This window comes from Stenotrophomonas sp. C3(2023), assembly GCF_032911385.1.
GTDB lineage: Bacteria > Pseudomonadota > Gammaproteobacteria > Xanthomonadales > Xanthomonadaceae > Stenotrophomonas.
Window position 1 is genome coordinate 255,905 of record NZ_JAWJLO010000001.1, and the last position, 22,655, is coordinate 278,559.

Consider the following 22,655-nt stretch of genomic DNA (forward strand, 5'->3'; position numbering starts at 1 on the left):
AATGGTTGATCTGAAGCGCGATCCGAAAGGCTCGATGGCGTACTGGAACACGTGGACCGAGTTCTCGGAGTCCACGATAGAGGCCATGTGGCGTCAGGTGCGCGATGGCATCGAGAACGAGGCGTACAAGCCCCAGTTCCTGTTCGACATTGCCCGGCGTCATGCCGATCTGATGCTGTACCGCTACTCACGCGGGGATGCCGTGCACTCCCTCACCAGCAGCTTTGAGGGCCTTCTGGATGCATGGGAGGCTTCGGATCAGTTCGGCGCAACGGTGTGGGACGAGGAGACGTTTGCGCTCCGTCGCTCCTGGTCAAAGAACATCGATTTCTACAACCTCTGCTTCCGGTTGATCGGCCTGGCCACGCTGCTCGACATTCCCGAGGTACAGTGGAAGCGGCTGCTGGCGTTGATTGCCAACGAGGGCGAGGATGTCATTCTCGACACGGTCATAGCCCACCGTAGCCCGGAGCGCGGCATCGGCTCACGCGTCTGCTTCCCCAAGGCATACGGCTCGCTTCACAAGGTGCTGCGGGCCGAGCCGGCGGAGCGGCCAATGCTGCTTCGGAAATTCCTGGAAGTCTGGTTCAACGGGCTTGAGCTGGCGGGCCCGGCTGAGATGGATCGTGCTTACAGGACGCCGTACTGGTGGAAGTCATGCGCCGACGAAGCGCATGGCATGAAAGGCGGGTACTTTGGTTGCTGGTGTGTAGAAGCTGCGGTCGTGGCCAAAGTACTGGCGATTGATGACCTCGCCTGTTTGCCGCACCCCCACTATCCCGGTGACTTGCTGATCGACGGACGCAGCCCACGGTATGAAGATGCAGCGTCACCCTTGGAGACAGTTGAAGCTCCCGGTGGTGCTGAGACAAGGAGTTGGCTCGGTCGTTTGCTGGCCAAAGCATCCTCAAAGCGGCGGTAGCGTGTGCGCATCCGCTGCGAGCACCCTGCGTGACAGCGGCGTGTTGCACTTGGCAGTTGAGTCCAAGAAGCCTCACTGGCTTTGTTGGGCGTAAAGCCTTACAGCTGGTCGCGGGCAAATGGATTGCGTTGACGGGTAAGGCGCTCGATGAGTGGAGGCGTTCGTGAAAAGCGTCGGAGATATCAGGATGTTGAGACGAGACCCGGGATTCCCTCTGTCTTACTGGAATGATCGATGCGCCTACCTGGAAGGGCGAATTGCAACCCAGTGGAATATCGCCAAAGGCGACGATGTTGATCGCGGGTACCTGCCCCAGTATGTCTTCGACATCGCGGTGAAGCATCTGTCTTTGATGCTGTTGAAGTACTCGCGCGGCGATGAAAAGGAGCAGATCCTCCCGTTGCTGGCCGGTCTTATCGATGCTTGGGAGCAGGCAAACTTACTTGGTGAGACGGTCTGGACCGACGAGGAAAGGCGCCTTCGCAACGCGTGGCGGGAGAGTCTGGACGCCTACAACAATGCCTTCAATATCGTCGGCTTTGCGTTGCTTCTTGGGGCGACGGATGATCAATGGCGCCGGCTGCTACGGCTGGTTGGCAATGAAGGCGAAGATGCTTTGTTGGACAGTGTAATCGCCTCACGCCAGCCTGGAAGGAGAATTGGTGGGCACCTATGCCACCCGCAAGCGTACATGTCTTTGCTGGCGGTCACCATGGCAGAGGAAACGGCCCGATCTGAAGGTCTCGCATCTTACGTAGATGGCTGGTTTGCCAGCCTTGAGAATGCCGGACCTTTCACACTGCCTCGCAGCTTCCGTACGCCGTGGTGGTGGACAGCATGCAAAAACCCGACGTTGGCAGCCAAGGGGGCCTACCTCGGCTGCTGGTGCGTGGAAGCTGCTGCGGTGGCCAAGGTGTTCGCCATCGACGATCGCGCAGTGCTGGCGCATCCGCACTATCCGGGTGACCTCATCGAGGACGGGCGCAGTCCTCGCTATCCTGACGTAGAAGTGCCTGCCGTTTCCGGGCAGCGTCCAAGTCGCCTGGGATGGCTGAGGAGGTGGGCAGGTCGGCTATGAGCGAAGCACGGGAACGCGTCAGTGGCAGGAGCCGAAAACATGAAGCTCATCCCATCGGTGACGAAGCATCCAGGTTGGCGCTGGAGACCGGTGATGGTTGATCTGAAGCGCGATCCGAAAGGCTCGATGGCGTACTTGGAACACGTGGACCGAGTTCTCGCAGTCCACGTTGGAGGCCATGTGGCGTCAGGTGCGCGATGGCATCGAGAACGAGGCGTACCAGCCCCGGTTACTGTTCGACATTGCCCTGCGTCATGCCGATCTGACGCTGTACCGCTACTCACGCGGGGATGCCGTGGACGACCTCACCAGCAGCATTTAAGTTCTTCTGGATGCGTGGGAGGCTTCCAGCTGAGATGACCAAGAGGTGCCTGATGAGTGTTTCAAATTTGAGTTTCAGCTTCCTTGATGTGGATTCCGGCAAGGCATCTGATCTGCCCCGAATCGAGGGTGCTTTCATTGCTTACACACCTGAACAGTGGCGTGAGGGGAGCGGAGATGGAATATTCACCTGCACCGATGACGAGAAGGGTGTGGCTGATCTCTACCTCGTTGATGATGGCAAGGAAAGGGTATCGGTACGCTACAACCATCGGAAAAATGGTGAGCGCAGTGGTGTGGAGTTTTACTCTGTAGGTGATCGGAGCAGAATTGATACCGTTTTGGTCGTTGGTGAAGACCAGTTTGTTCCATCAGGCTCGTTGATCGATCCACGCTTGGCTTGGAAGGTACTCAATGAGTTTGTGTCCTCGCCAAACGAGATTCCGCAGAGTGTCGAATGGATTTCTTCCCAGGATGTGAACTGGCCTCAAGACTGGTGATGGATGCCTACAGCGGGCGTCAATCATCCTGCAGATCCTATGGGTGAAGGGGGGATGCCGTGCATTCCCTCGCCGGTCAGCGCAGTGGTGCGGAAGCCTGTCCCTGGCAGAGGCCGTGGTGGGCTGGAGACGACCCACGGTAGTGCCTGCTCGCGCCTGCAACGCCGCTCTGCTTAGAATCAGGCCATGACCCGATTCCGCCTGATTCCGCCTGCGCTGCTGGTGTGCGCCCTGTCCGCCTGCAGCAGCACACCGCCCGAGCCACGCAATCCGCTTGCCACATGGGTGCCTTCGCCCAACCACAATGCGCGTACGCCGGTGGTCATCGTGCTGCACCACACCGACCAGACCTCGGTGCGGCAGAGCCTGGCCACGCTGCGGGGTTCCAACAGCGGTGGCAAGGTCAGTGCGCATTACCTCATCGGTGCCGACGGCCACCGTTACCAGCTGGTGTCGGACGAGCGGCGCGCCTGGCATGCCGGGGCAGGGCGCTGGGGCACCATCAGTGACCTCAACTCGGCCTCGATCGGCATCGAGCTGGACAACGATGGCCGCAGCCCGTTCACCGAGGCCCAGATCGCATCGCTGATCGTGCTGCTGCGTGACCTGAGCGAGCGCCTGCGCATTCCGCCGCAGCAGGTCATCGCCCATGCCGACCTCGCGCCGGGCCGCAAGCAGGACCCCAGCCGTTTCTTCCCGTGGCAGCGGCTGGCCGAGGCCGGTTTCGGCGTCTGGCCGCGTGCGGCCGATGGCCTGCCGCCGCCGGGTTTTGATGCCTGGCAGGCATTGGCGCGGTTCGGCTACCCACTGGAAAACCGTGCCGCTGCGGCAGGCGCATTCCATCGCCGCTTCCGCGGCCGCGACGACCTGCCACCCGAGCTGGATGCGGAAGATGCGCGCATCCTGCACTCGCTGCTGCTGCAGATGCCACAGTGAGACGAGCGTTGTGCGCGGTCAGCCACGCTATGATGCAGCGATGACCCTGTCGACGCGCTCCTTGAACCGCAGGCGCTGCAGCCTGCTTGCCCTGGTCCTGCTTGCCGGCTGTGCCACCACGCCCGGTGGGAAGCACGAGGCTGGCGCACCGCCGCCGGGCGCCACCTACGTCGAGGCCGGCTGGTCGGCGCTGCCGCCGGTCAGCGATGCGGACCTGCAGGCCGGCTTTGCGGCCTGGCGCGCGGGCTGCGAGCGGCTGAAGAACGATGCCGCCTGGGCCGCGCCCTGCGCTGCGGCGACGACTGTGGGCACCACGCCGGCGCAGATCCGGCACTTTCTGCAGAACACGTTCGATGTGGTTGCACTGCGCTCGGCAGGCAACCGCGCGGAGGGACTGATCACCGGGTACTACGAACCGATCTACCCGGGCAGCCTGACCCGCACCGCGCGGGCCGCCGTGCCGGTGTACGGCGTGCCCGATGATCTGGTGGTGGTGCAGCTGGACAGCGTGTATCCCGAGTTGAAGGGCAAGCGCCTGCGCGGGCGCCTGGACGGCAGGGTGCTCAAGCCTTATGACGATGCCGGCAGCATCGCCCGCAATGGCGCCCGCGCGCCGGTGCTGGCCTGGCTGACCGACCCGATGGACCTGCAGCTGCTGCAGATCCAGGGCTCGGGCCGCATCCGCCTGGACGATGGCACGCAGGTGCGCATGGCCTATGCCGAGCAGAACGGCCACCCGTACAAGCCGATCGGGCGCTGGCTTGTCGCGCAGGGCGAGCTGACGCAAGATGAGGTCAGCATGGAGGCCATCCGTGCCTGGGCCAAGCGCCACCCGGCGCGCGTGCCGGAGATGCTGCGCAGCAACCCTAGCTATGTGTTCTTCGTGCGCAACCCGGACAGTCCCGAAGGGCCGCGCGGCTCGTTGAACGTGCCACTGACCGCCGGCTACAGCGTGGCGGTGGATCGCAGCGTGGTGCCGCTGGGCAGCCTGCTGTGGCTGGACACCACGCGCCCGGATGGCGCGGCGCTGGTGCGTCCGGTCGCCGCGCAGGACACCGGCGGTGCGATCACCGGCGAAGTACGCGCCGACCTGTACTGGGGCACCGGCGATGCCGCTGGCGACCTGGCCGGCCACATGAAGCAGCAGGGACGCATATGGATGTTGTGGCCCAAGGGTAAACCGTTGCCAAAGCCCTGATGGCACAGCGTCTGCTGCGGATTCGAAAGAAGATACTTACCTCCAACGGAAGGAAACATGCAGCTACAGAGCTTTCTCCTGACTATCGTTCTTTGTATCGCATCGTTCGCAGGACAGGCTGCGAACACAAGCTACGTCGCGGTAGATGTCGCCAATATCCGCACGGCGCCGGAGGGTATGGTTGTCGGGCGTGCCACTCGTGGCACCTCTATAGTTGTCTACGGTAACTCAGGCGGTTGGAGTCGCATATCCCCTGAGGATGCCAGCCCACAATGGGTTCACTCGACTCTACTTTGCTCGAAGGACGACTGCTGGCGTCGTGTCGCAAAGCCGAGCGGTGCACATCGGGCTGTAAACGGATCAAGGAGCACCCTTACGCCGTCCATTAGACGCCCCTCGGCACCACCGAGGATGAATTATAACAACGGCAGCTCGTGTCCCTGTTCTGGTAGGAACATCTGTATAGGCCCGCGCGGTGGTCGCTACTGTATAACCTCTGGTGGCAACAAGCGATACGGTGTGTAGACGCGCCGGGTCTGGGCCCTCCGAGCCTTCCTAAACACCGACAGAAGGACCAACTATTCCGAAAGGTGCTATCGCCGGATCTCATGTCCGCTTCTGGCGGAAAACAGACATTGTCGGTGCAGGCGTTTGGGGGTATACATCGGACGTAGGGTAGCGCTGCTTCCGAGGAAAAGGCTTGGCGTCAGTATTCTCTTTGTCATTCCGGATTTTTACTGGTTTGTCGGCAAGGCTGGCCCGAGGATCAAGCCATTGAACGCTGGCCGGCAGGGGCGAGGCGCACTGACGAAGATGCCAGCTGCGAAAGGCAGGGTAGGAAGTACAGAAGCTAGTTGGAGACTAGCTCATAATCTCATAACGACTTGGAGGTCTACATGCAAGAATCACGAAAAGACTGGAGCTGGTCGCCGGGCGGGTTCTTGTTCTGGAGCGTGACGATCGCGCTGGCGGTAGGCTTACTGTCACTGCTTTTCGTCAACTTTCCTCTCCGGTTGGGTCTCGGCGTTTCCGAAGAAGTCCGCGCAGCATATTGGGGGGCCGCCATTGGTGCTGGTATAGGGTTAGCTGGTGCTTTAGTAGCCATTGTTCTTGCGCGTCGCTCGCAGGACACGTCCCAAGAGGTTCTGAGTCTAGAGCAACGCTCAGAGCGAAGAGAATTGGATGCAATGGTAAGAGTGGAGGCTCTAGGTAGTGCAGAGACGCTGCGATTGCTCGGCGAAGCCATTGTGACATTCATAGCTTCCTGGGCGCCTGTCGAAAAAGACGTCAAGCCTGAAATAGTGCGGAACTGGCTTCTGGGAGCGACATCACCAAATCAGAATGCAAACTTGGGACGGCTCACTTGGGGCTATGTGCCAACACCGAGAGATGGCGAGCTTACCTTGAGTGCGTCTGCCAGGCTCGTAGATGCTATCGATAATACTCTGAAGTCCCCTGTTGCGTTGTCGGCTGCGAGTCATGCGTGCGGCCAGCGTGAATCGACTGGAGACAATCGCTCGGTACGTGACCGGTTGATTGAGTCGCGAGCATATCTCGTTAACAATCTTCGAGATTTTCCTAAGCATGAGATACTGGCGGTCTCATCCTTGGTAAGTGATGTCCTGGTCGATAAAATTAGGAAGGTTCACTTCAATTCGGGCGTGAGTGCAGCGGTTCTCGAGCAACGTGTAGAGATATCGAGCCTCATAGCGTTCGTTGGAACACTAATGGCGCGTGACATCCGCAAAGGTCACATCAAGCCCGTTGGAATTGAATCAATCTTCGAACTGCTCCACCTCATTCCAGATCGCAACTCACTGATTCACTCGTTGGAAGAGCACTTCGGCGATGGCGGCGTCGATTCAGCGAACTCAGCAACAGTGAGGGAATCGATCAGTCGAGTGCTTGATGGAGGAGGCGTAGCTGACTCTCTGCTCGAACAACATTCCGCCAGCGTGGCGATTTGCGCCTGTGTTGCCGCGGAATGCGCTGGGGCAGCCGTCTCGTTAGTCGATATCCCAATCAACAAGAACACACTTGAACAAGTTCTCGCAGCAGCTTTAAGACTATCAGCTCAAGCCGATAACAAGCTCGCTCTAGCAGATGTTCGAAACGACAAAGACCTAGCTTTAGAAGCGCTTGCAGATCGATATGAATCTCGAGCACTTACTGCGCGATTCACTGGTGTCGAGGATGTGAAAGCTGTTCGGGATTCACTCTGGAACGATATTTGGATCCTTGGGCATCGAAGCCACCGTAATAGGCCGCTCGCAGCACGCGCGTTTCGCGCCATGTCCAACACAGCATGGCTGATATCCCAGCCAATTGCGCACCTTGATGGGAGGAAGACGGCGAAGGATATGGTGGAGAAGGCCTCTTCCGAGATGCTTGCGCTGTCCCATGACTACGACGAAGCCCTGGAAGCCCTCCGTAGAGCCCCCGCAGAGGATGCTCTTCTGGCAAGGATAGCTCAGCGCTTTTCACTAGTTCTAGAGGAATCTCCCCTAACCAAGAGGGAGTTAGAAGAACTTGTCGGGGACATGGAGGACGAACATATGGATGGCCTAGAAAAGCGATTGGAGAATTTGCGACAACTCCTCTTCGATGTGGCAGTTGCTTTGCACGCTACCCTCCGACTGGAGCTTCAGCACGCCTGACCCATCCCGCCTCTTTTTGCACTACATTGGTGCAATGAGTGTCCCACCCTCACCCGCACCGACCATTGATGCCCTGGGCACGCCGGTAGCCTGGTCCGACCTGCAGGGCCGCATTGTCGGCTGCAATCTGGCGTTCGCGCGCTGGATGGGCGTAAGCGTGCGCCGCCTGCTCGGCCAGCCGCTGGTGTCGCTGGAGGCACAGGGCGAGGCGCTTGCCCACTTTCTGGCCCGCGATGAGCGCGACAGCCTGCGGCTCAACCGCCTGGCACTGGCGATGCCGGGTGACGCGCCACGCTTTGCCGAGGGCTGGATGAGCCGGCTCGATGAAGGTGGCTGGATGCTCGAAGCGCACCCGGTGGACGAGTTCCCCGGGCTGGACCCCACGCAGGCGCTGCCCAGTGCGCTCAGTGCGGCGCTGAAGGGCCTGGCCCATGAGCTGCGCAACCCGCTGGCCGGTCTGAAGGGCGCGGCGCAGCTGTTGGCCCGGCGCGCTGCGCAGCGCGATGCCGGTGAGCGCGAGCTGATCGCGCTGATCGGCTCGGAAATCGAGCGCCTCAACGGCCTGCTTGATCAGCTGCTGTCGCCGGCACCGCCTGCCCCGCATGCGCCGCTGAACATCCATGCCGCGCTTGAGCGCGTGCTGCGCCTGGCCGAGAGCGAGGCCGCATGGGCGGTGCGCCTGCAACGCGACTACGACCCCAGCATTCCCGAGCTGCACGGCGATGCCGACCGGCTGAGCCAGGCGGTGTGGAACCTGGTTCGCAACGCCATGCAGGCCGGCGCCGGCAGCATCACCCTGCGCACGCGCGTGGAGCATGGCGTGCGCATCGCCGAGCGCCTGCACACACTGGCGCTGCGGCTGGAGATCGTCGATGACGGCCGCGGCGTGCCCGAAGAGCTGGCCGAGCACCTTTTCCTGCCCCTGGTCAGTGGCCGTGCCGAGGGCACCGGTCTTGGTCTGGCGCTGGCCCAGCAGGTGGCGCGCGAACACCGGGGCACACTGACCTACCGCTCGCGTCCAGGACATACCGTTTTTACCGTGCTGCTGCCGATCAGCAGCGCGCCAGCTGCCGGGGAGGCTGTGCATGGCACCGCTTGAGGGCCACCGCGTGTGGGTGGTGGATGACGACCGTGGGGTGCGCTTTGTGCTGTGCACTGCGCTGCGCGAGGCCGGCTACCAGGTGGAAGGCTTTGACAGTGCTGCCGCTGCATTGGACGCGCTCGCCGGGCAGGCGCCGCCGGCGCTGCTGTTCACCGATGTACGCATGCCCGGTGACGACGGGCTGGTGCTGCTGGACAAGCTGAAGGCCGCACACCCGCAGCTGCCGGTCATCGTCATGTCGGCCTATACCGATGTGGCCAGCACTGCCGGCGCGTTCCGCGGGGGGGCGCATGAGTTTCTCTCCAAGCCGTTCGATCTGGACGACGCGGTGGCGTTGGCCCAGCGCGCTCTGCCGGGTGTGGAGGCCGAGACGGTGGCGCCGATGGATGAGAGCCGCCAGCCGGCGCCGGCCAGCGCGCCGCAGCTGGTGGGCGATACGCCGGCCATGCGCGCGCTGTTCCGCGCCATCGGCAAGCTGGCGCAGGCACCGCTGGCGGTGCTGATCACCGGCGAAACCGGCACCGGCAAGGAGCTGGTGGCCAATGCGCTGCACCGCGAGTCACCGCGTGCGGCCGGTCCCTTCGTGGCACTCAACACGGCTGCCATTCCGGCCGAGCTGCTGGAAAGCGAGCTGTTCGGCCATGAGGCCGGTGCGTTCACCGGTGCGCAACGTCGCCACGTGGGTCGCTTCGAGCAGGCGCACGGCGGCACCCTGTTCCTCGATGAGATCGGTGACATGCCCCTGCCGCTGCAGACGCGGCTGCTGCGTGTGCTGGCCGAGGGCGAGTTCTTCCGGGTGGGGGGCCGCGAGCTGATCCACGTGGACGTACGCGTGGTCGCCGCCACCCATCAGGATCTGGAAGGTCTGGTGGCGCAGGGCCGCTTCCGTGCCGATCTGCTGCATCGGCTGGACGTGGTGCGCCTGCAGCTGCCGGCGCTGCGCGAGCGTCGCGACGATGTGGGCCAGCTGGCCGCCACCTTCCTCGCTGCGGCCGCGCACCGGCTGGATACCCCGACCAAGCGACTCACCGCCGCCGCGTTGCAGGCACTGCGCGAGCACGACTGGCCGGGCAATGTGCGTGAGCTGGAGAACGTGTGCTGGCGTATGGCCGCGCTTGCCGCCGCCGACACCATCGGCGTAGCGGATGTGGAGCTGGCACTCAACCGGCGCAGCACCCAGGCACCGGCGGGCGCAGCCGGTGATGCAGCGCAGTGGGAAGCGCTGCTCTCGCGCTGGGCACGGCAACGCCTGGCCGAGGGCGCTGAGGGCCTGCATGCGCAGGTGCGCGAACGGGTAGACCAGGCCCTGCTGGAAGCTGCGCTGCAGCTCACTCACGGACGCCGTGCCGAGGCGGCCGCGCGGCTCGGGCTGGGTCGCAATACGCTCACCCGCAAGCTGGGGCCAGGACGTCGCCGCAGCCCTTCCTGAGCCGTTCTGCCCGCGCACCTGCACGGGGGCTTGCCAACCTGTTGCCATGGCGTGGACAGTGCGCCACGTACCGTCATCTGCAAGGAGATCCTGATGTCCTCGATTCGCTACCTGCTGCCGCTGTCTGCCGCGATGCTGCTGGGCGCCTGTGCGTCCGCACCGACGCCGGCCCCTGCGCCGCCTGCCGTGGCTGCAGTGAGCACGGCACAGATGGCCGAGGCCAACCTGGCACCGGCCTCGGCCAGCATCGTCAGCGGTCGCCTGGCGCTGGTGCCCGAAGCCGGTGGCGTGCATATCACCGGCATGATCGGCGGCCTGCAGCCGCTGCAGCAGCCAGCCTTCCATGTGCATGAGCGCGGCGACTGCAGCGCGGTGGATGCCAGCAGCGCTGGCAATCATTTCAACCCGACGCAGCAGCCGCATGGTGCGCCGGGCAGTACAGGCCGTCATCTGGGTGACATGCCGAACCTGCGCGCCGACGCGCAGGGGCGCGTGAATGTGGACGTGCACCTGCCGGGCGTCACGCTGGGCGGTGGCGCGGCCAATGACATCGCCGGTCGCGCGCTCATCGTGCACGCGCAGCCGGACGACTACCGTAGTCAACCTGCCGGCAATGCCGGCGTCCGCATCGCCTGCGGCATCATCCGCGTGACGCGCTGATGTCTCGTTTCCGGGCGATGCCTTCCCCTTGCAAGGAGAACCACCCATGCGTCTGATCCATACCTCGCTGTTTGCCGCCATCACCGCGCTCGGTCTGTCGGCCTGCGGCCAGCAGCCGGCAGCACCAGAAACCGCTGCTGCACCGGAAGCCCCGGCCAACACCGCACAGGCCACCCCGGCCGCCGATGCTGCTGCTGCGGCCGACACCGCGCCTGCCGCAGTGGCTGAACTGGCACCCACCGCGGGCAACGAGACCAAGGGGACGATCCGCTTCAGCATGGTCGACGGGCGCATCCACGCGATGGGCCAGATCAGCGGCCTTAAGCCGAACAGCGAGCACGGCTTCCATATCCATGAGAAGGGTGACTGCAGCGCGCCGGACGCCACCAGCGCTGGCGGACACTTCAATCCGGGCCAGAAGGACCACGGCAACATCACCGCCGACGTCCACCACGGCGGTGACATGCCCAACATCAAGGCCAACGCCGATGGCGTGGCGATGATCGACGGCCCGGTCTCGAGCAACGTCAATCTGGGCAAGGGCGATGATTTCGACATCGTCGGCCGCGGGCTGATCGTGCACGCGGATCCGGACGACTACGTGACCCAGCCGACCGGCAATGCCGGTGCACGCCTGGCCTGCGCGGTGATCAGCAAGGCGCAGTAAGCGTTGTCACCGCCGGGCCTGGCCCGGCGGTTTCCGCGGCGCCTGCGCGGTGAGCCGACCGTGGGGTCGGCTCTACCGGTCGGGCTCAGCGCGCCAGCAGGGCGCGGGCGTCCTGGCCGGCCTCGCAGTGCACGTACAGCACGGCAATGCCGTGGGCTTCCAGCACGGCGGCCATCTGCCGCTGGCGCATCAGGAACTGTTCGTAGATGCCATGCAGGCGGTCGCAGTCATCCTTGCCGTGGCTGTAGTGCGCGCACCAGCCGGCCGGGTCGAACAGCGCCATGCGTACTTCGCCCTGGTGGTAATGCAGCAGCGGTTCGGGGCTGGTATCGAGCCACTCGTCCTGGTCCTGCGCAAACAGCGCGGTCTCTATCAGCGGCCACAGTACCGCCAGGCCCTGGTTGTCGTACTGCATCGACATCATCGCGGCCAGGTCGTTGACCGTGAAATAGCGGGCGTGCTCGACGCGCGCGCCAAAGCTGTTCTGCGCCATCAGCGCGGTATCGGCATGGGCCATACCGTTGGCCAGCAGGGTGTCTTCCAGTGCATCGGCCACCGCCGCCGTGGTGGCCAGCTCGGTGCCGGCCAGCAGGAACGGCACCACGCGCAGGCCACCGCCCGCCAGCGAAGCGTCGGCCTGGAACGGCAGCGGCACATCGCCGTTGGCATCGGCACCGAAGGCCAGCACGCGCGGACCCTGGTTGCGGCCAGGCGCACGTGCCTGCAGTTCTTCCAGACGACGATGCACCGGCCAGCCGGGACGCAGCACCTCAGCCGGATCGAAATGGGCAGCGGCGAACACCAGGTCCAGTTCACTGGCCTGCGGCACCAGCTTGGCAAGGTCGCGGCCCACGCGTTCGGCCAGTTCACCGGCTTGTTCGGCCGTCAGCGCCGCCTGTGCAGGGGCCTGGCCGTCGGCCAGTTCCAAGGCCAGCAGGCCAAGCGCGTTCATGCCGGGGTTGGGTTTGCTCATGGTTTCACGGTTGGCCCGTCACAGGGCGGCAGCTACACTTGGGTCCATTATGCCTGCTCTCCCGTGCAGGCCATGTTGCAGACCTTCGTCCACTGCCAGGAATGTCCATGCCCACTGCTCGCCCCGTCGCCATCCTTGGTGGTGTCCGCATTCCGTTCTGTCGCCAGAACACCGCCTACTCGGACGTTGGCAACCTGGGCATGTCGGTACGCACGCTGGGGGCGCTGGTCGAGCGCTTCGGTCTGCACGGTCAGCAGCTGGGCGAAGTGGCAATGGGCGCGGTGATCAAGCACCCCAGCGACTGGAATCTCGGCCGCGAGGCCACGCTGTCCTCCGGCCTGTCGCCGCTGACGCCGGGCATCACCCTGCAGCGGGCCTGCGGCACCTCGCTGGACAGCATCATCACGGTGGCCAACAAGATTTCGCTGGGCCAGATCGAGTCGGGCATCGGCGGCGGTTCGGACACCACCTCGGACGTGCCGATCGTCTACGGCAAGAAGCTGCGTGCGCGACTGCTGGCGGCCAACCGTGCGCGCAGCACCGGCGACAAGCTGCGTGCACTCACCCGCGGCTTCAAGCTCTCCGAGCTCAAGCCGGAGTTTCCCGGGGTGGCCGAGCCGCGCACCGGCAAGAGCATGGGCCAGCACTGCGAGGACATGGCCAAGGAATGGAACATCTCGCGCGACTCGCAGGACGAGTGGGCAGTGTCGTCGCATCGCAAGCTGGCCGCTGCGTACGAGCGCGGTTTCTTCAAGGACCTGATCGCGCCGTTCCGTGGCGTGGAGCGCGACAACATTCTGCGTGCCGACACGTCGCTGGAGAAGCTGGCGACCTTGAAGCCGGCCTTCGACAAGGCATCGGGCCGCGGCACGCTGACCGCCGCCAACTCCACGCCGCTCACCGACGGCGCGTCCGCGGTGCTGCTGGCCAGTGAGGAATGGGCACGCGCGCACGGGCATGCGCCACAGGCGTACCTGCGCGATGCACACGTGGCGGCGGTGGATTTCGTCCATGGCGAGGGCCTGCTGATGGCGCCGACCATCGCCGTGCCGGAGATGCTCAAGCGCAACGGCCTGACCCTGCAGGACTTTGACATCTACGAGATCCACGAGGCGTTCGCCGCGCAGGTGCTGTGCACGCTGCGCGCGTGGGAGAGCGAGGATTACTGCCGCAACCGCCTGGGTCTGGACGGCGCGCTGGGTCGCATCGACCCGGACAGGATCAATCCGCTGGGTTCGTCACTGGCCACGGGCCATCCGTTTGCGGCCACGGGCGCACGCGTGATTGCCACCGCGGCAAAGCAGCTTGCCGAACGTGGGGGTGGTCGCGCGCTGGTGTCGATCTGCACCGCCGGTGGCATGGGCGTGGTGGCCATCGTCGAGCGCTGAGCGCCACGGTTGCTTCGCGGTACCTGCCGTGGGTGACGCCTGCGGTAGGTGACGACCGTTGGTCGTCACGCTTTACGCGGAAAAGCAGCGGGGCAGAGCCCCGCTCTACAGGTGACGCCTGCGGTAGGTGACGACCGTTGGTCGTCAGCTTTACGCGGGAAAAGCAGCGGGGCAGAGCCCCGCTCTACGTGCGCGGGAAGCCGTTCTCGTCGCGGATCTCACCGGCGTCATACACCGGCGGCTGCACTGCGATCGGCTGCTCTTCCACCGTGGCACGCGCCAGGGTCGGCTCGGGCCGCACCAGCGCAACGCTGTCACGGCCATGATGCACATGCAGCGCGTTGGCCAGGCTCTGCGCAGCCAGGGTGGTTTCGCCACGCTGCTGGTAGCTGCTCCCCAGCAGTTCCCAGGCAGGAGCGCCGGCACCCGCGGCGATGGCCTCGTGCAGCAGCGTTTCGGCATCGTCATGACGACCCTGCGCCAGCTGCGCGTGCGCCAGCGCCAGCAGCAGGGCCGGCGAGTGCGGGTGGTCACGGCGCCAGCGTACGAGGTTGGCCTCGCGGGTCGCCCAGCGCTCGCTGGGCAGGTCGCCGTAGGTCCACACCAGCAGCTCGCTCCAGCTCTGGTCCAGTGCCTGCTCCACCGCCTGCAGGGCTGGCTCGTCCCAGCCCAGCGCAGCGGCACTGTTGGCGTAGGCCATCAGCACCTCCGGGTCGTTGCGCAGCGCCTTGGGCGTAGCGTCCCATTGCGCGGCGAGCGCGTTCACGTCGGGTGCTTCGACCAGCGCGAACCAGGCCAGACGCTTCTCGGTCTGCACCAGCTCGTCGGCCGGCAGCACCTTGCTCTGGCGCAGCGCGCCGAGCTGGCCAAACGCTTCCTGCGAGCGCCCGGCCTGCTCCAGCGCCTGCCCACGCAGCCACAGGCCGCGCGGCGGCAGCGGTTGCACGTTGGCGGCATCCAGGGTGTTGATCGCATCGACTGGCAGGCCATCGGAAAGCTGCTGCTCGGCACGCAGCAGGGCAGCGCCGGTGGCATCCACGGCGCCCATACGCTGCAGGTAGCCTTCGGCAACGCCGTTCTCGCCGCGTGCGCGTGCGGCACGTGCAGCGCCGGCCAGGGCCACGCCGGTGACTTCCTCGTCCTGCGCGGCGCCATCGAACAGTTTCTCCGCACGCTGCCAATGACCGTGCTCGTAGGCCTGCATGCCTTCGATCAGGCGCGCCCGGCCCTGCTTGCGACGGTAGCGGCCCCATGCACGGAACGGCGCGGCGATCAGGCTCCACAGCAGCCACAGCACCAGCAGGCTTACCAGCACCAGCAGGGCAACCTGGGGCAGATTGCTGCGGTAGTCGGTGCCGCCGTAGCGGAAAATCACTTCGCCATAGCGGCTCAGGTCGCTGGTACCAAGGTACTGCGCGCCGACCACACCCAGCGCCACAGCGAGCAACAGGACAACAAGGGATATCACCGTCTTCATCAGGGAGTCTCTCCATCACGCAGTGAACGCAGCTGTTGCAGGGTGCTGCCCAGCTCGGGGGCCGCAGGGCGCAGGGGCGCGCTGCGTAGTTGCTGGAGTTCAGCACGCTGGCTGCGCAGGGCCGGTGAATCCGGCCATAGCCTGCTCATCCAGCGTTCAATCTGCGTTGCGGCCAGCGCCAGCGCATCGCTGTCACCGCGCTCGATGGCGGCACGGGCGAGGGTGATCTCCACCATCAGGGCGTCGCGGCCGGAGACGCGCTGGGCATCGGTGAGCGGGCCATGCATGCGACTGGGCGTGATCTCCACGAACGGGGCCAGCAGCACCTGCCACAGCGGACGCTTGGCCGGTGCCGGCTCACTGCTGGCGTCGATCTGCAGCGGCAGGGTCTCCAGCGCACTGCTGAAGCGGTCCAGCCGCTGCAGCGCGTCGGCACGCGGGCCGTTGCCCAGTGCGTCGAGCGCGTTGCGTTCCTGGATGAGGGCCTGACGCAGGTTCAGGCCTTCGTTGTCGGGCAGGTCGGCCAGCGCAGCGGCGGCCAGCGCGTAGAGGCGGCGTGCGCCCTCGACATCGCTGGCGCCGAGCAGACGCTGGCTGGCCTGGGTGAGCAGCAGCTCGGCTTCGTCGCGGTGCAGGACGTGGCTGTGCTGGCGCGCGCTGTCGGCCAGCTTGGCCATGTTTTCTTCCAGCAGCGCGCTGCGCTGGCCGAGGCCGAGCACTTCGTCGCGCAGCACGCGGTTGGTGCTGGCGGTGTCCTGCAGCCGCTGCGCGGTGGCGCGCTGGTCGCGGCGCAGCGCATCCACGCTGTCCTGCAGGCCCTGCAGCCGCACGGCCTCGGCTTCGGCCTGCTGCAGGTCGCGCTGCTGCAGCCGCTGCCATGCCTGCCAGCCCCAGCCACCCGCGGCCAGCAACAGCAGCACGGCCAGCAGGCCGATGACCCAGCGCAGCGGGCGGCGCGAGCGGGGCGAGGGTACAAGGTCGTCTTCAATCATCGGGGCATCCGTGTCAGCCCGGAACAGGGCCGGGCTACTGGCAGGGCGACAGCATCGTGCAGGCGATCAGCGGCGGCAAGCTGCCGCGCGCCGGGCTTCAGCTTCTGGCGAGGCGTGGCAGCAGCTGCTGGGCGGCGGCGGCCAGCTGCGCCGGCATCGGGCCTTCGGCCTGCGCGACATGCGCCAAGCCCAGTGCCTGCGCCTGCTCGCACAGGCGCGCGCTGGCAGCCAGCACACCCATCCCGCGCCGCCAGCGTGACTGCCAGGGCAGCGGCAGCTGCTCCCAGACGCGTTGCAGGGCTTCACCGCTGCTGAGCGCCAGCAGCCACGGCTGCGGCGAATGCGACAGACGCGCCAGTGCGCGCGGCGGCAGGGTCAGCGGGGTGCGCTGGTAGACATTGGCGCGCACCAGCTGCGCGCCGCGCTGCTGCAGCGAAGCGGCAATCAGGCCGCGCCCTCCCGGCGCGGTGACCAGGCCGATCTGCCGGCCCTGCATCTGCTGCAATGCGGGCAGGGCCAGCAGCCCCTCACTGTCCATCCGCGCTGGTGCCTGCGCGCCCTGCACCCCCGCACGCTGCAGCGCCCGCAGCGTGCCTTCGCCGACGGCGAGCCACTGTTGCGCATCGCAGGACGGCAGGCCGGGCAGCAAGGCCTGTGCGGCCACCACGGCCGCCGGGCTGGTGAATACAGTGGCGTGCGCGCGCAGGGCGGCGTGCAGGGAGGTGCGGGCGGCCTCGTCCGTGCAGCGCTGCAGGCGCCAGGGCGCAAGCGCCACCGTGGCCACCGCCCCTGCAGCGGCCGCCGCCTGCCGCAGTGCCGCATGCTGGCCCTGCGGCCGCAGCGACACCAAGGTCCATCCACACGGTTTCGCATGTTGGTTCATTGCCTGCATTATGCGGGCCCGCGTTGTTGCTGGTGTTGTCATTGATGTCTGAGCAAACCGTTCCGTCCGCGCTTTCCATCCTGCAGCAGGTGCTGGACAGCATGCCGCCCGTGCGCGCCATGCAGATCCGCGTGCAGGACTACCAGGACGGACAGCTGCGGCTGGCCGCGCCGCTGGCCGCCAATGTCAACGACAAGGGCAATGCCTTCGGTGGCAGCCTGGCCTCGGCGCTCACGCTGTCCGGCTGGGCGCTGGTGACGCTGCGGCTGAAGCTGGCCGGGCACGAGGCCGAGGTCTATGTGGCCGACAGTCACCTGCGCTACCTGGCGCCGGTGTACGCCGACCTCGACGCCTGCGCCGAGGCCGCGCCGGAAGCCGACTGGGACACCTTCCTGGCCACCTTCGCGCAGCGTGGCAAGGCCCGCATCAGCGTGGTGGCCACCCAGCCCGGTACCGACGGCCGTGCCGCTGCCGAGCTGAGCGGGCGGTTTGTCGCCTTCGCCAAGCGGTAGGATGGCAGCCTGATGTCCTGGGGAACGTGCACATGCAACGCCTGATCCGCCTGCTGGCCCTGCTCATGCTGCTGCTGGCCACCGCCAATGCGCTGGCCGCCGGGCTGAGCCGCAAGCAGCGCCAGCAGCTTGAGGAGATCCAGACCGCCTACGGCGCCACGCTGCGCTGGGGAGGCGTGGAAGACGCGATGGGTTACATCGACCCCGAGGTGCGCCGCGAGAAGCCGCTGACCGCCTTCGAGCTCAACCGTTACGAGCAGATCCGTATCTCCGGTTACCGCGAGCGCAGCGCCAACCCGCTGCCCGACGGCACCTGGGAGCGCCGCGTCGAGGTGGGCGTGATCAACGTCAACACCCAGGCCGAGCGGACCGTGGGCGTGGTGGAGCGCTGGCGCTGGGACAAGGACGCCAAGCGCTGGTGGCAGGTGTCCGGCCTGCCCGACCTCTGGCAGGGCATGTGACCCCCCGCAGGCGGCCAGACCCGCGCAGGGCCCCGACCGGTGGCCCTGCGCGCCTGCGCGCCCTTGTGCGACAATCTGCCCCCGCTTAATCGACCCGTGACCTGAGTGAATTACGAAGAGTTGATGGCCTTTGCCGGCCGAAACCCGATGCTGTCCATCGCCCTGGTGGGCCTGACCGCAGCGATCATCGTCACCGAGATCCGCCGCCTGTTCCGTGGCTACACGTCGCTCAAGCCGGCGGGCCTGACCCAGCTGGTCAGCGCCGGTGACGCCGTGCTGGTGGACCTTTCGGCCAGCGGCGAGTACGAGAAGGGCCATATCGTCGGCAGCCGCAACGTGCAGCCGAGCCAGTTCAGCCCCACCCACAAGCTGGTGGCCAACGCGCAGAAGCGCCCGGTGGTGCTGGTCTGCCGTAACGGCAACGCCTCGGAAACCGCCGCCAAGGCGCTGAAGAAGGCCGGCTTCGAGCAGGTCTATGTGCTTGAGGGCGGCATTCCGGCGTGGCAGCAGGCCGAAATGCCCCTGGTCAAGGGTCGCAATTGACCCCAAGCGGTGGGGAAGGGGTTGTGCCAGCGCGCAGCCGCCCCCATCGCTGTTGAAGCAGCATCACGTCATATCGACATAAACGCGAACAGCACTATCTGGAGCACAGTAAATGTCCGAAGAAAACACCAACGGTGCAGTGGCACCCGTCGACGCCGCCACCGGTCCTTCCTTCACCGTAGAGAAGATCTACGTCAAGGACGTTTCCTTCGAGTCGCCCAATGCTCCGACCATCTTCAACGATGCCGTGCAGCCGGAACTGCAGCTCAACCTGAACCAGCAGGTCCAGCGTCTGGGCGAGAGCGCCTTTGAAGTGGTGCTGGCCGTGACCCTGACCTGCAAGGCCGGTGAGCGCACCGCCTACGTGGCCGAAGTGAAGCAGGCCGGTGTGTTCGGCCTGTCGGGCCTGGACCCGCAGTCGATCGACGTGCTGCTCGGCACCCAGTGCCCGAACATCCTGTTCCCGTACGTGCGCAGCCTGGTCAGCGACCTGATCCAGGCCGGCGGCTTCCCGCCGTTCTTCCTGCAGCCGATCAACTTCGAAGGCCTGTACGCAGAAACCCTGCGCCAGCGCCAGGAGCAGGGCGAAGGCACCTCGCTGGCTGACTCCGAACCGGCAGGCAACGCCTGATCGGCGCCGCCACGTCGCCGATGAGCAGCGCTACCGACAAGATCGCCGTGCTTGGCGCCGGTTCCTGGGGAACCGCGCTGGCCAGCCTGATTGCCCGGCACGGTCACCCGACCGTGCTGTGGGGCCGGGATGCGGTGGTGGTGGAAGCCATCGACCAGCGGCACGAGAACCCGCGTTATCTGCCGGGCATTGAACTGCCCGAAACCCTGCGCGCCACCACCGACCTGGCCGATGCCGTGCGCGACGCCGCCTGGATTCTGGTGGTGACGCCCTCGCACGCGTTCGGCGAAACCGTACGCGCGCTGGCACCGCTGCGCCCGGCAGATGCCGGCGTGGCCTGGGCCACCAAGGGCTTCGAGCCGGGCTCCGGGCGCTTCCTGCACGAAGTCGCACGCGAAGTGCTGGGCGAGGACGTTCCGCTGGCGGTGGTCACCGGCCCGTCGTTTGCCAAGGAAGTGACGCTCGGCCTGCCGACCGCGATCACCATCCACGGTGACGTACCGGAGTTCTCGCAGATCGTGGCCGATGCGATGCATGGACCCGCCTTCCGCGCCTACACCGGCGACGACATGGTGGGCGCCGAGCTGGGCGGTGCGATGAAGAACGTTCTGGCGGTAGCCACCGGCGTTGCCGATGGCATGCAGCTGGGGCTCAACGCACGCGCAGGGCTGATCACCCGTGGCCTGAACGAAATGCTGCGGCTGGCCGCCGCGATTGGTGCCAAGCCGGAGACCCTGATGGGCCTTGCCGGACTGGGTGACCTGGTGCTGACCTGCACCGGCGATCTCTCGCGCAACCGTCGCCTGGGTCTGGCGCTGGGCCGGGGCCAGAGTCTGCAGGACGCGATCCGCGAGATCGGCCAGGTGGTCGAATCGGTGCAGACCGCCGACGAAGTGATGCGCCAGGCCCGTCGCCACGGCATCGACCTGCCGATTTCCGACGGCGTGCGCCAGGTGCTGCATGGCGAGCAATCTCCGGAAGAAGGCCTGCGCGCCCTGCTGGGCCGCGAACAGAAACCCGAGTATCCGGACACCCTGTTCAAGTGACCCAAAGAAACCCGGCCCCGCCGGGTTTCTTTTTGCCCCCCGCCCGGTAGGTGACGACCGTTGGTCGTCACGCACCTGCCTGCGGGTTGCCGGGCAGAGCCCGGCACTACGCGTGCGGCACACAGCGCGCGTGCAGATGCTCCCGCAACAGGCGTCGGTATAGCCGACCCTACGGTCGGCTTCCGCGCGAAGCGCGGCAGGGTCGCCGGCATCTGACCGGAGAGCAGCCGACCATGGGTCGGCTCTTATCTCTTGCCGATCTGGCATCTTAGGTGCCGAGAGCCCGGCGTGGGCGACCGTTCGGCTCTGGGTCTTGCGACCGCTCTACCAGAGCAACAACGGGCTTCGCGCGCCGCAGGCAAAAAGAAGCCCGGCGCAGGCGCCGGGCTTCGGGTGGCGTGTGGGAGAGAGTCACACACCGGTCACGCACTAACGAACCACTGAATTACCAGGTGAAGCGCGGGCCCACGAACCACTCGCGGTCGCCAGCCTTGGCCAGCTTCACTTCGCCACTCAGGCCCCAGTTCGGGTTGAACTTGGCGGTGGCGCCGACGCGGCCGTAGAACTCGCCGTCCGGGTTGATGCCGTGCTTCTTGCTGTAGTCCTCGTAACCGGCGAAGGCATAGCCTTCCAGGTTCGGGGTGAACGAGCTGCGCACACCCACTTCGGTGGAGTAGCCGTTGAAGTCCAGGCCACGCTTCGGATCAAACTTCTGGTACGCCACGCGGGCCACCAGGTCGGTGGTCGGGGCGATGCCGTAGTTGTAGCCCACACCCAGGCGCCACTGGTCGACGTCAGCCTTGGTGCGGTCGGTTTCCTGGGCGCTGTAGTCACCGAAGATGTGGAAGTTCGGGTGCACGGCGACCGAGCCCTTCACCGCCCAACCATCAGCATCGCCACCCTTGGCGTCGGTGTTCACGTAACCGCCTTCCACATAGTTGTAGGACAGACCGTCGGCAGCCGAAGCAGCGAACGGCATCACCGCAACCAGGCCCAGGGCAAGCAGGGAAGTCTTGTTCATCGGGACACACACCTTTCTTGATTATGGTTTCGCCGAAGGCCACAGGGGAGAGAAACCGCGCCTCCAACGAGTGTTAATTATCCGTTCGCTGTCACAATCGGCACTGAATATAGAACTGACCAGTGCATAAATTGAAGGCGCGTTCAGGGAACAATCGGCGCGCGGCTAGTTGCGCAACCAGAGGTTTTCACTTCGCTGCACCTATGGTTGCGCGCGGGCAGAAAACCTTTGGTTGCAATGGTCAAGCAGTAGCACTGGCGCCCAAGGAGATCGCGCACTCGGCTCCTTTCACGCTTGTCCAGATGCGAAGGGTCTCCCGTTGCGACTTTGCTACCTGCCCGATCAGCCGAGAAGGTGGCATCGGCTCCGCCTCCGTCGGGACGTTGGTCAGCAGCACTCAGTGGCCCAGAAGATCATTCTCGGCCAGGTCGAACAGGCTGGCTATGAAGTTGGGCAGGGTGTGCGCAGTGGAACTGGGCCAGTGTTCGAGCTCGCCGACCAGTCGGGCTGTAGTTCTCGGAGCTATCGAGCAGCGGCATCAAGGTCGTTCATACAAGCGACCGTAACATCGATATTCAACCGTAACACGCTCCGGTTACGGTCAAATCTATCTGTTACAGATCCGCGCTTGAACGTGTTAATGGCTCGCCTGATGCTACTGCAATAGCTAACGATCGCCATTGAGGCGCTCTAAACCATCTATGTAAATCCGGATCAAGGTGTTTCGCCCCCAGACGTAATGCGCTACTCGCAATCGACGTCCGCTTTCGGCCAGGAGCGGACATCGCCGGAGATGCCGCGCAGCGTAATCATTGTGTTCAATTGGGCCTTCATTTCGATCCTGATGCTGTTCTCCTTGCAGATGCTGTTCGATCCTTCGCGTGTCGCTGCGAGGCTCGTATCGGGCGTCACGCTGCAGGTACCTGTCGCAGTGTCATGCGCGCTCGCTTGTTCGTTGCTTTTGATCGCAGCAGCAGGTGTGCGAAATGCGCTTGTAGTCCCGTCCGTCCGGCACGTCGAAATATACGTAAGGGATCTGCCAATCGAGTTCTCCGGCTACAGCATTCTGCAACTCACTGACCTGCACATCAGGGGCATAGCGATGCAGCTCTCCGGACATACGCATGGAGGCCTTGCACCTGGGACTGCGCTTTGGCCCGGGTTTGCCTTCCGGATAGCTAGGCCACCTGAGCTGACATGCATTACTCTGAGAAGAGAAGGCTGGTCAGATGTGCCGTGATAACCGATGACTAACGAT

Annotated in this window: 23 protein-coding genes; 17 read left to right on the forward strand and 6 right to left on the reverse strand. The window is 65.2% G+C overall.

The window, feature by feature from the left end; translation table 11 throughout:
• The first annotated feature begins 1 nt into the window (after position 1).
• The 11 genes from RZA67_RS00945 to RZA67_RS00995 all read left to right on the forward strand — a co-directional run bounded on the left by RZA67_RS00945 (position 2) and on the right by RZA67_RS00995 (position 11,470).
• Positions 2–922, forward strand: a complete 921-nt coding sequence (locus tag RZA67_RS00945; protein ID WP_317210650.1) for a PoNe immunity protein domain-containing protein — start codon at positions 2–4, stop codon at positions 920–922.
• A gap of 163 nt (positions 923–1,085) precedes the next feature.
• On the forward strand, positions 1,086–2,000 hold the full coding sequence (locus RZA67_RS00950) for a PoNe immunity protein domain-containing protein (protein ID WP_317210651.1): 915 nt from the start codon (positions 1,086–1,088) through the stop codon (positions 1,998–2,000).
• A 178-nt stretch (positions 2,001–2,178) separates the two neighbouring features.
• Positions 2,179–2,322, forward strand: a complete 144-nt coding sequence (locus RZA67_RS00955) for a hypothetical protein (RefSeq protein ID WP_317210652.1) — start codon at positions 2,179–2,181, stop codon at positions 2,320–2,322.
• A gap of 52 nt (positions 2,323–2,374) precedes the next feature.
• Positions 2,375–2,821, forward strand: coding sequence for a hypothetical protein (locus RZA67_RS00960; protein ID WP_317210653.1), 447 nt, complete (start codon positions 2,375–2,377; stop codon positions 2,819–2,821).
• A gap of 186 nt (positions 2,822–3,007) precedes the next feature.
• Complete coding sequence (locus RZA67_RS00965) at positions 3,008–3,757, forward strand: N-acetylmuramoyl-L-alanine amidase (RefSeq protein ID WP_317210654.1); 750 nt, start codon at positions 3,008–3,010, stop codon at positions 3,755–3,757.
• A gap of 40 nt (positions 3,758–3,797) precedes the next feature.
• The gene (locus RZA67_RS00970) at positions 3,798–4,955 is read left to right on the forward strand and encodes an MltA domain-containing protein (protein WP_317210655.1); all 1,158 of its coding nucleotides are present in this window, start codon (positions 3,798–3,800) and stop codon (positions 4,953–4,955) included.
• Positions 4,956–5,851: 896 nt separating this feature from the next.
• Entirely contained in the window at positions 5,852–7,612 is a 1,761-nt protein-coding gene (locus tag RZA67_RS00975) for a hypothetical protein (RefSeq protein ID WP_317210656.1), read from the forward strand.
• A 34-nt stretch (positions 7,613–7,646) separates the two neighbouring features.
• Positions 7,647–8,711: an ATP-binding protein gene (locus RZA67_RS00980; protein ID WP_317210657.1), complete on the forward strand. Its 1,065-nt coding sequence runs from the start codon at positions 7,647–7,649 to the stop codon at positions 8,709–8,711.
• Entirely contained in the window at positions 8,698–10,143 is a 1,446-nt protein-coding gene (gene ntrC, locus RZA67_RS00985; RefSeq protein ID WP_317210658.1) for a nitrogen regulation protein NR(I), read from the forward strand. Before RZA67_RS00980 ends, ntrC begins: the two co-directional genes overlap by 14 nt.
• 93 nt (positions 10,144–10,236) lie before the next feature.
• Positions 10,237–10,803: a superoxide dismutase family protein gene (locus tag RZA67_RS00990; RefSeq protein ID WP_317210659.1), complete on the forward strand. Its 567-nt coding sequence runs from the start codon at positions 10,237–10,239 to the stop codon at positions 10,801–10,803.
• Between the two features lie 46 nt (positions 10,804–10,849).
• Positions 10,850–11,470, forward strand: a complete 621-nt coding sequence (locus RZA67_RS00995; protein ID WP_317210660.1) for a superoxide dismutase family protein — start codon at positions 10,850–10,852, stop codon at positions 11,468–11,470.
• Between the two features lie 85 nt (positions 11,471–11,555).
• On the opposite strand, the gene RZA67_RS01000 is transcribed toward RZA67_RS00995, so the two are convergent.
• Positions 11,556–12,443, reverse strand: coding sequence for a hypothetical protein (locus tag RZA67_RS01000; protein WP_317210661.1), 888 nt, complete (start codon positions 12,441–12,443; stop codon positions 11,556–11,558).
• 92 nt (positions 12,444–12,535) lie between these two features.
• On the opposite strand from RZA67_RS01000, the gene RZA67_RS01005 reads away from it, so the two are divergent.
• Positions 12,536–13,831, forward strand: coding sequence for an acetyl-CoA C-acetyltransferase (locus RZA67_RS01005; RefSeq protein ID WP_317213768.1), 1,296 nt, complete (start codon positions 12,536–12,538; stop codon positions 13,829–13,831).
• A 184-nt stretch (positions 13,832–14,015) separates the two neighbouring features.
• Here the strand turns inward: RZA67_RS01005 and RZA67_RS01010 are convergent, their stop codons facing one another.
• From RZA67_RS01010 to RZA67_RS01020, 3 genes are all read right to left on the reverse strand, one after another.
• Entirely contained in the window at positions 14,016–15,308 is a 1,293-nt protein-coding gene (locus RZA67_RS01010; RefSeq protein ID WP_317210662.1) for a heme biosynthesis HemY N-terminal domain-containing protein, read from the reverse strand.
• Complete coding sequence (locus tag RZA67_RS01015; protein ID WP_317210663.1) at positions 15,308–16,300, reverse strand: uroporphyrinogen-III C-methyltransferase; 993 nt, start codon at positions 16,298–16,300, stop codon at positions 15,308–15,310. The genes RZA67_RS01010 and RZA67_RS01015 overlap by 1 nt, the downstream gene beginning before the upstream one ends.
• Before the next feature lie 97 nt (positions 16,301–16,397).
• Positions 16,398–17,183, reverse strand: coding sequence for a uroporphyrinogen-III synthase (locus RZA67_RS01020; protein WP_317210664.1), 786 nt, complete (start codon positions 17,181–17,183; stop codon positions 16,398–16,400).
• Positions 17,184–17,227: 44 nt separating this feature from the next.
• On the opposite strand from RZA67_RS01020, the gene RZA67_RS01025 reads away from it, so the two are divergent.
• The 5 genes from RZA67_RS01025 to RZA67_RS01045 all read left to right on the forward strand — a co-directional run bounded on the left by RZA67_RS01025 (position 17,228) and on the right by RZA67_RS01045 (position 20,376).
• Positions 17,228–17,695: a YiiD C-terminal domain-containing protein gene (locus RZA67_RS01025; protein ID WP_317210665.1), complete on the forward strand. Its 468-nt coding sequence runs from the start codon at positions 17,228–17,230 to the stop codon at positions 17,693–17,695.
• Positions 17,696–17,727: 32 nt separating this feature from the next.
• Positions 17,728–18,156: a hypothetical protein gene (locus RZA67_RS01030; protein ID WP_317210666.1), complete on the forward strand. Its 429-nt coding sequence runs from the start codon at positions 17,728–17,730 to the stop codon at positions 18,154–18,156.
• A 105-nt stretch (positions 18,157–18,261) separates the two neighbouring features.
• Positions 18,262–18,699, forward strand: coding sequence for a rhodanese-like domain-containing protein (locus RZA67_RS01035; protein ID WP_317210667.1), 438 nt, complete (start codon positions 18,262–18,264; stop codon positions 18,697–18,699).
• A 112-nt stretch (positions 18,700–18,811) separates the two neighbouring features.
• On the forward strand, positions 18,812–19,330 hold the full coding sequence (gene secB / locus RZA67_RS01040) for a protein-export chaperone SecB (RefSeq protein WP_317210668.1): 519 nt from the start codon (positions 18,812–18,814) through the stop codon (positions 19,328–19,330).
• A 20-nt stretch (positions 19,331–19,350) separates the two neighbouring features.
• On the forward strand, positions 19,351–20,376 hold the full coding sequence (locus tag RZA67_RS01045) for an NAD(P)H-dependent glycerol-3-phosphate dehydrogenase (protein ID WP_317210669.1): 1,026 nt from the start codon (positions 19,351–19,353) through the stop codon (positions 20,374–20,376).
• A gap of 445 nt (positions 20,377–20,821) precedes the next feature.
• On the opposite strand, the gene RZA67_RS01050 is transcribed toward RZA67_RS01045, so the two are convergent.
• Both RZA67_RS01050 and RZA67_RS01055 read right to left on the reverse strand, forming a co-directional pair.
• Positions 20,822–21,397: an Ax21 family protein gene (locus tag RZA67_RS01050; RefSeq protein ID WP_317210670.1), complete on the reverse strand. Its 576-nt coding sequence runs from the start codon at positions 21,395–21,397 to the stop codon at positions 20,822–20,824.
• A 934-nt stretch (positions 21,398–22,331) separates the two neighbouring features.
• A complete protein-coding gene (locus RZA67_RS01055) occupies positions 22,332–22,523 on the reverse strand; it encodes a hypothetical protein (protein ID WP_317210671.1) in 192 nt (63 codons plus the stop codon).
• Between the last annotated feature and the right edge of the window lie 132 nt (positions 22,524–22,655).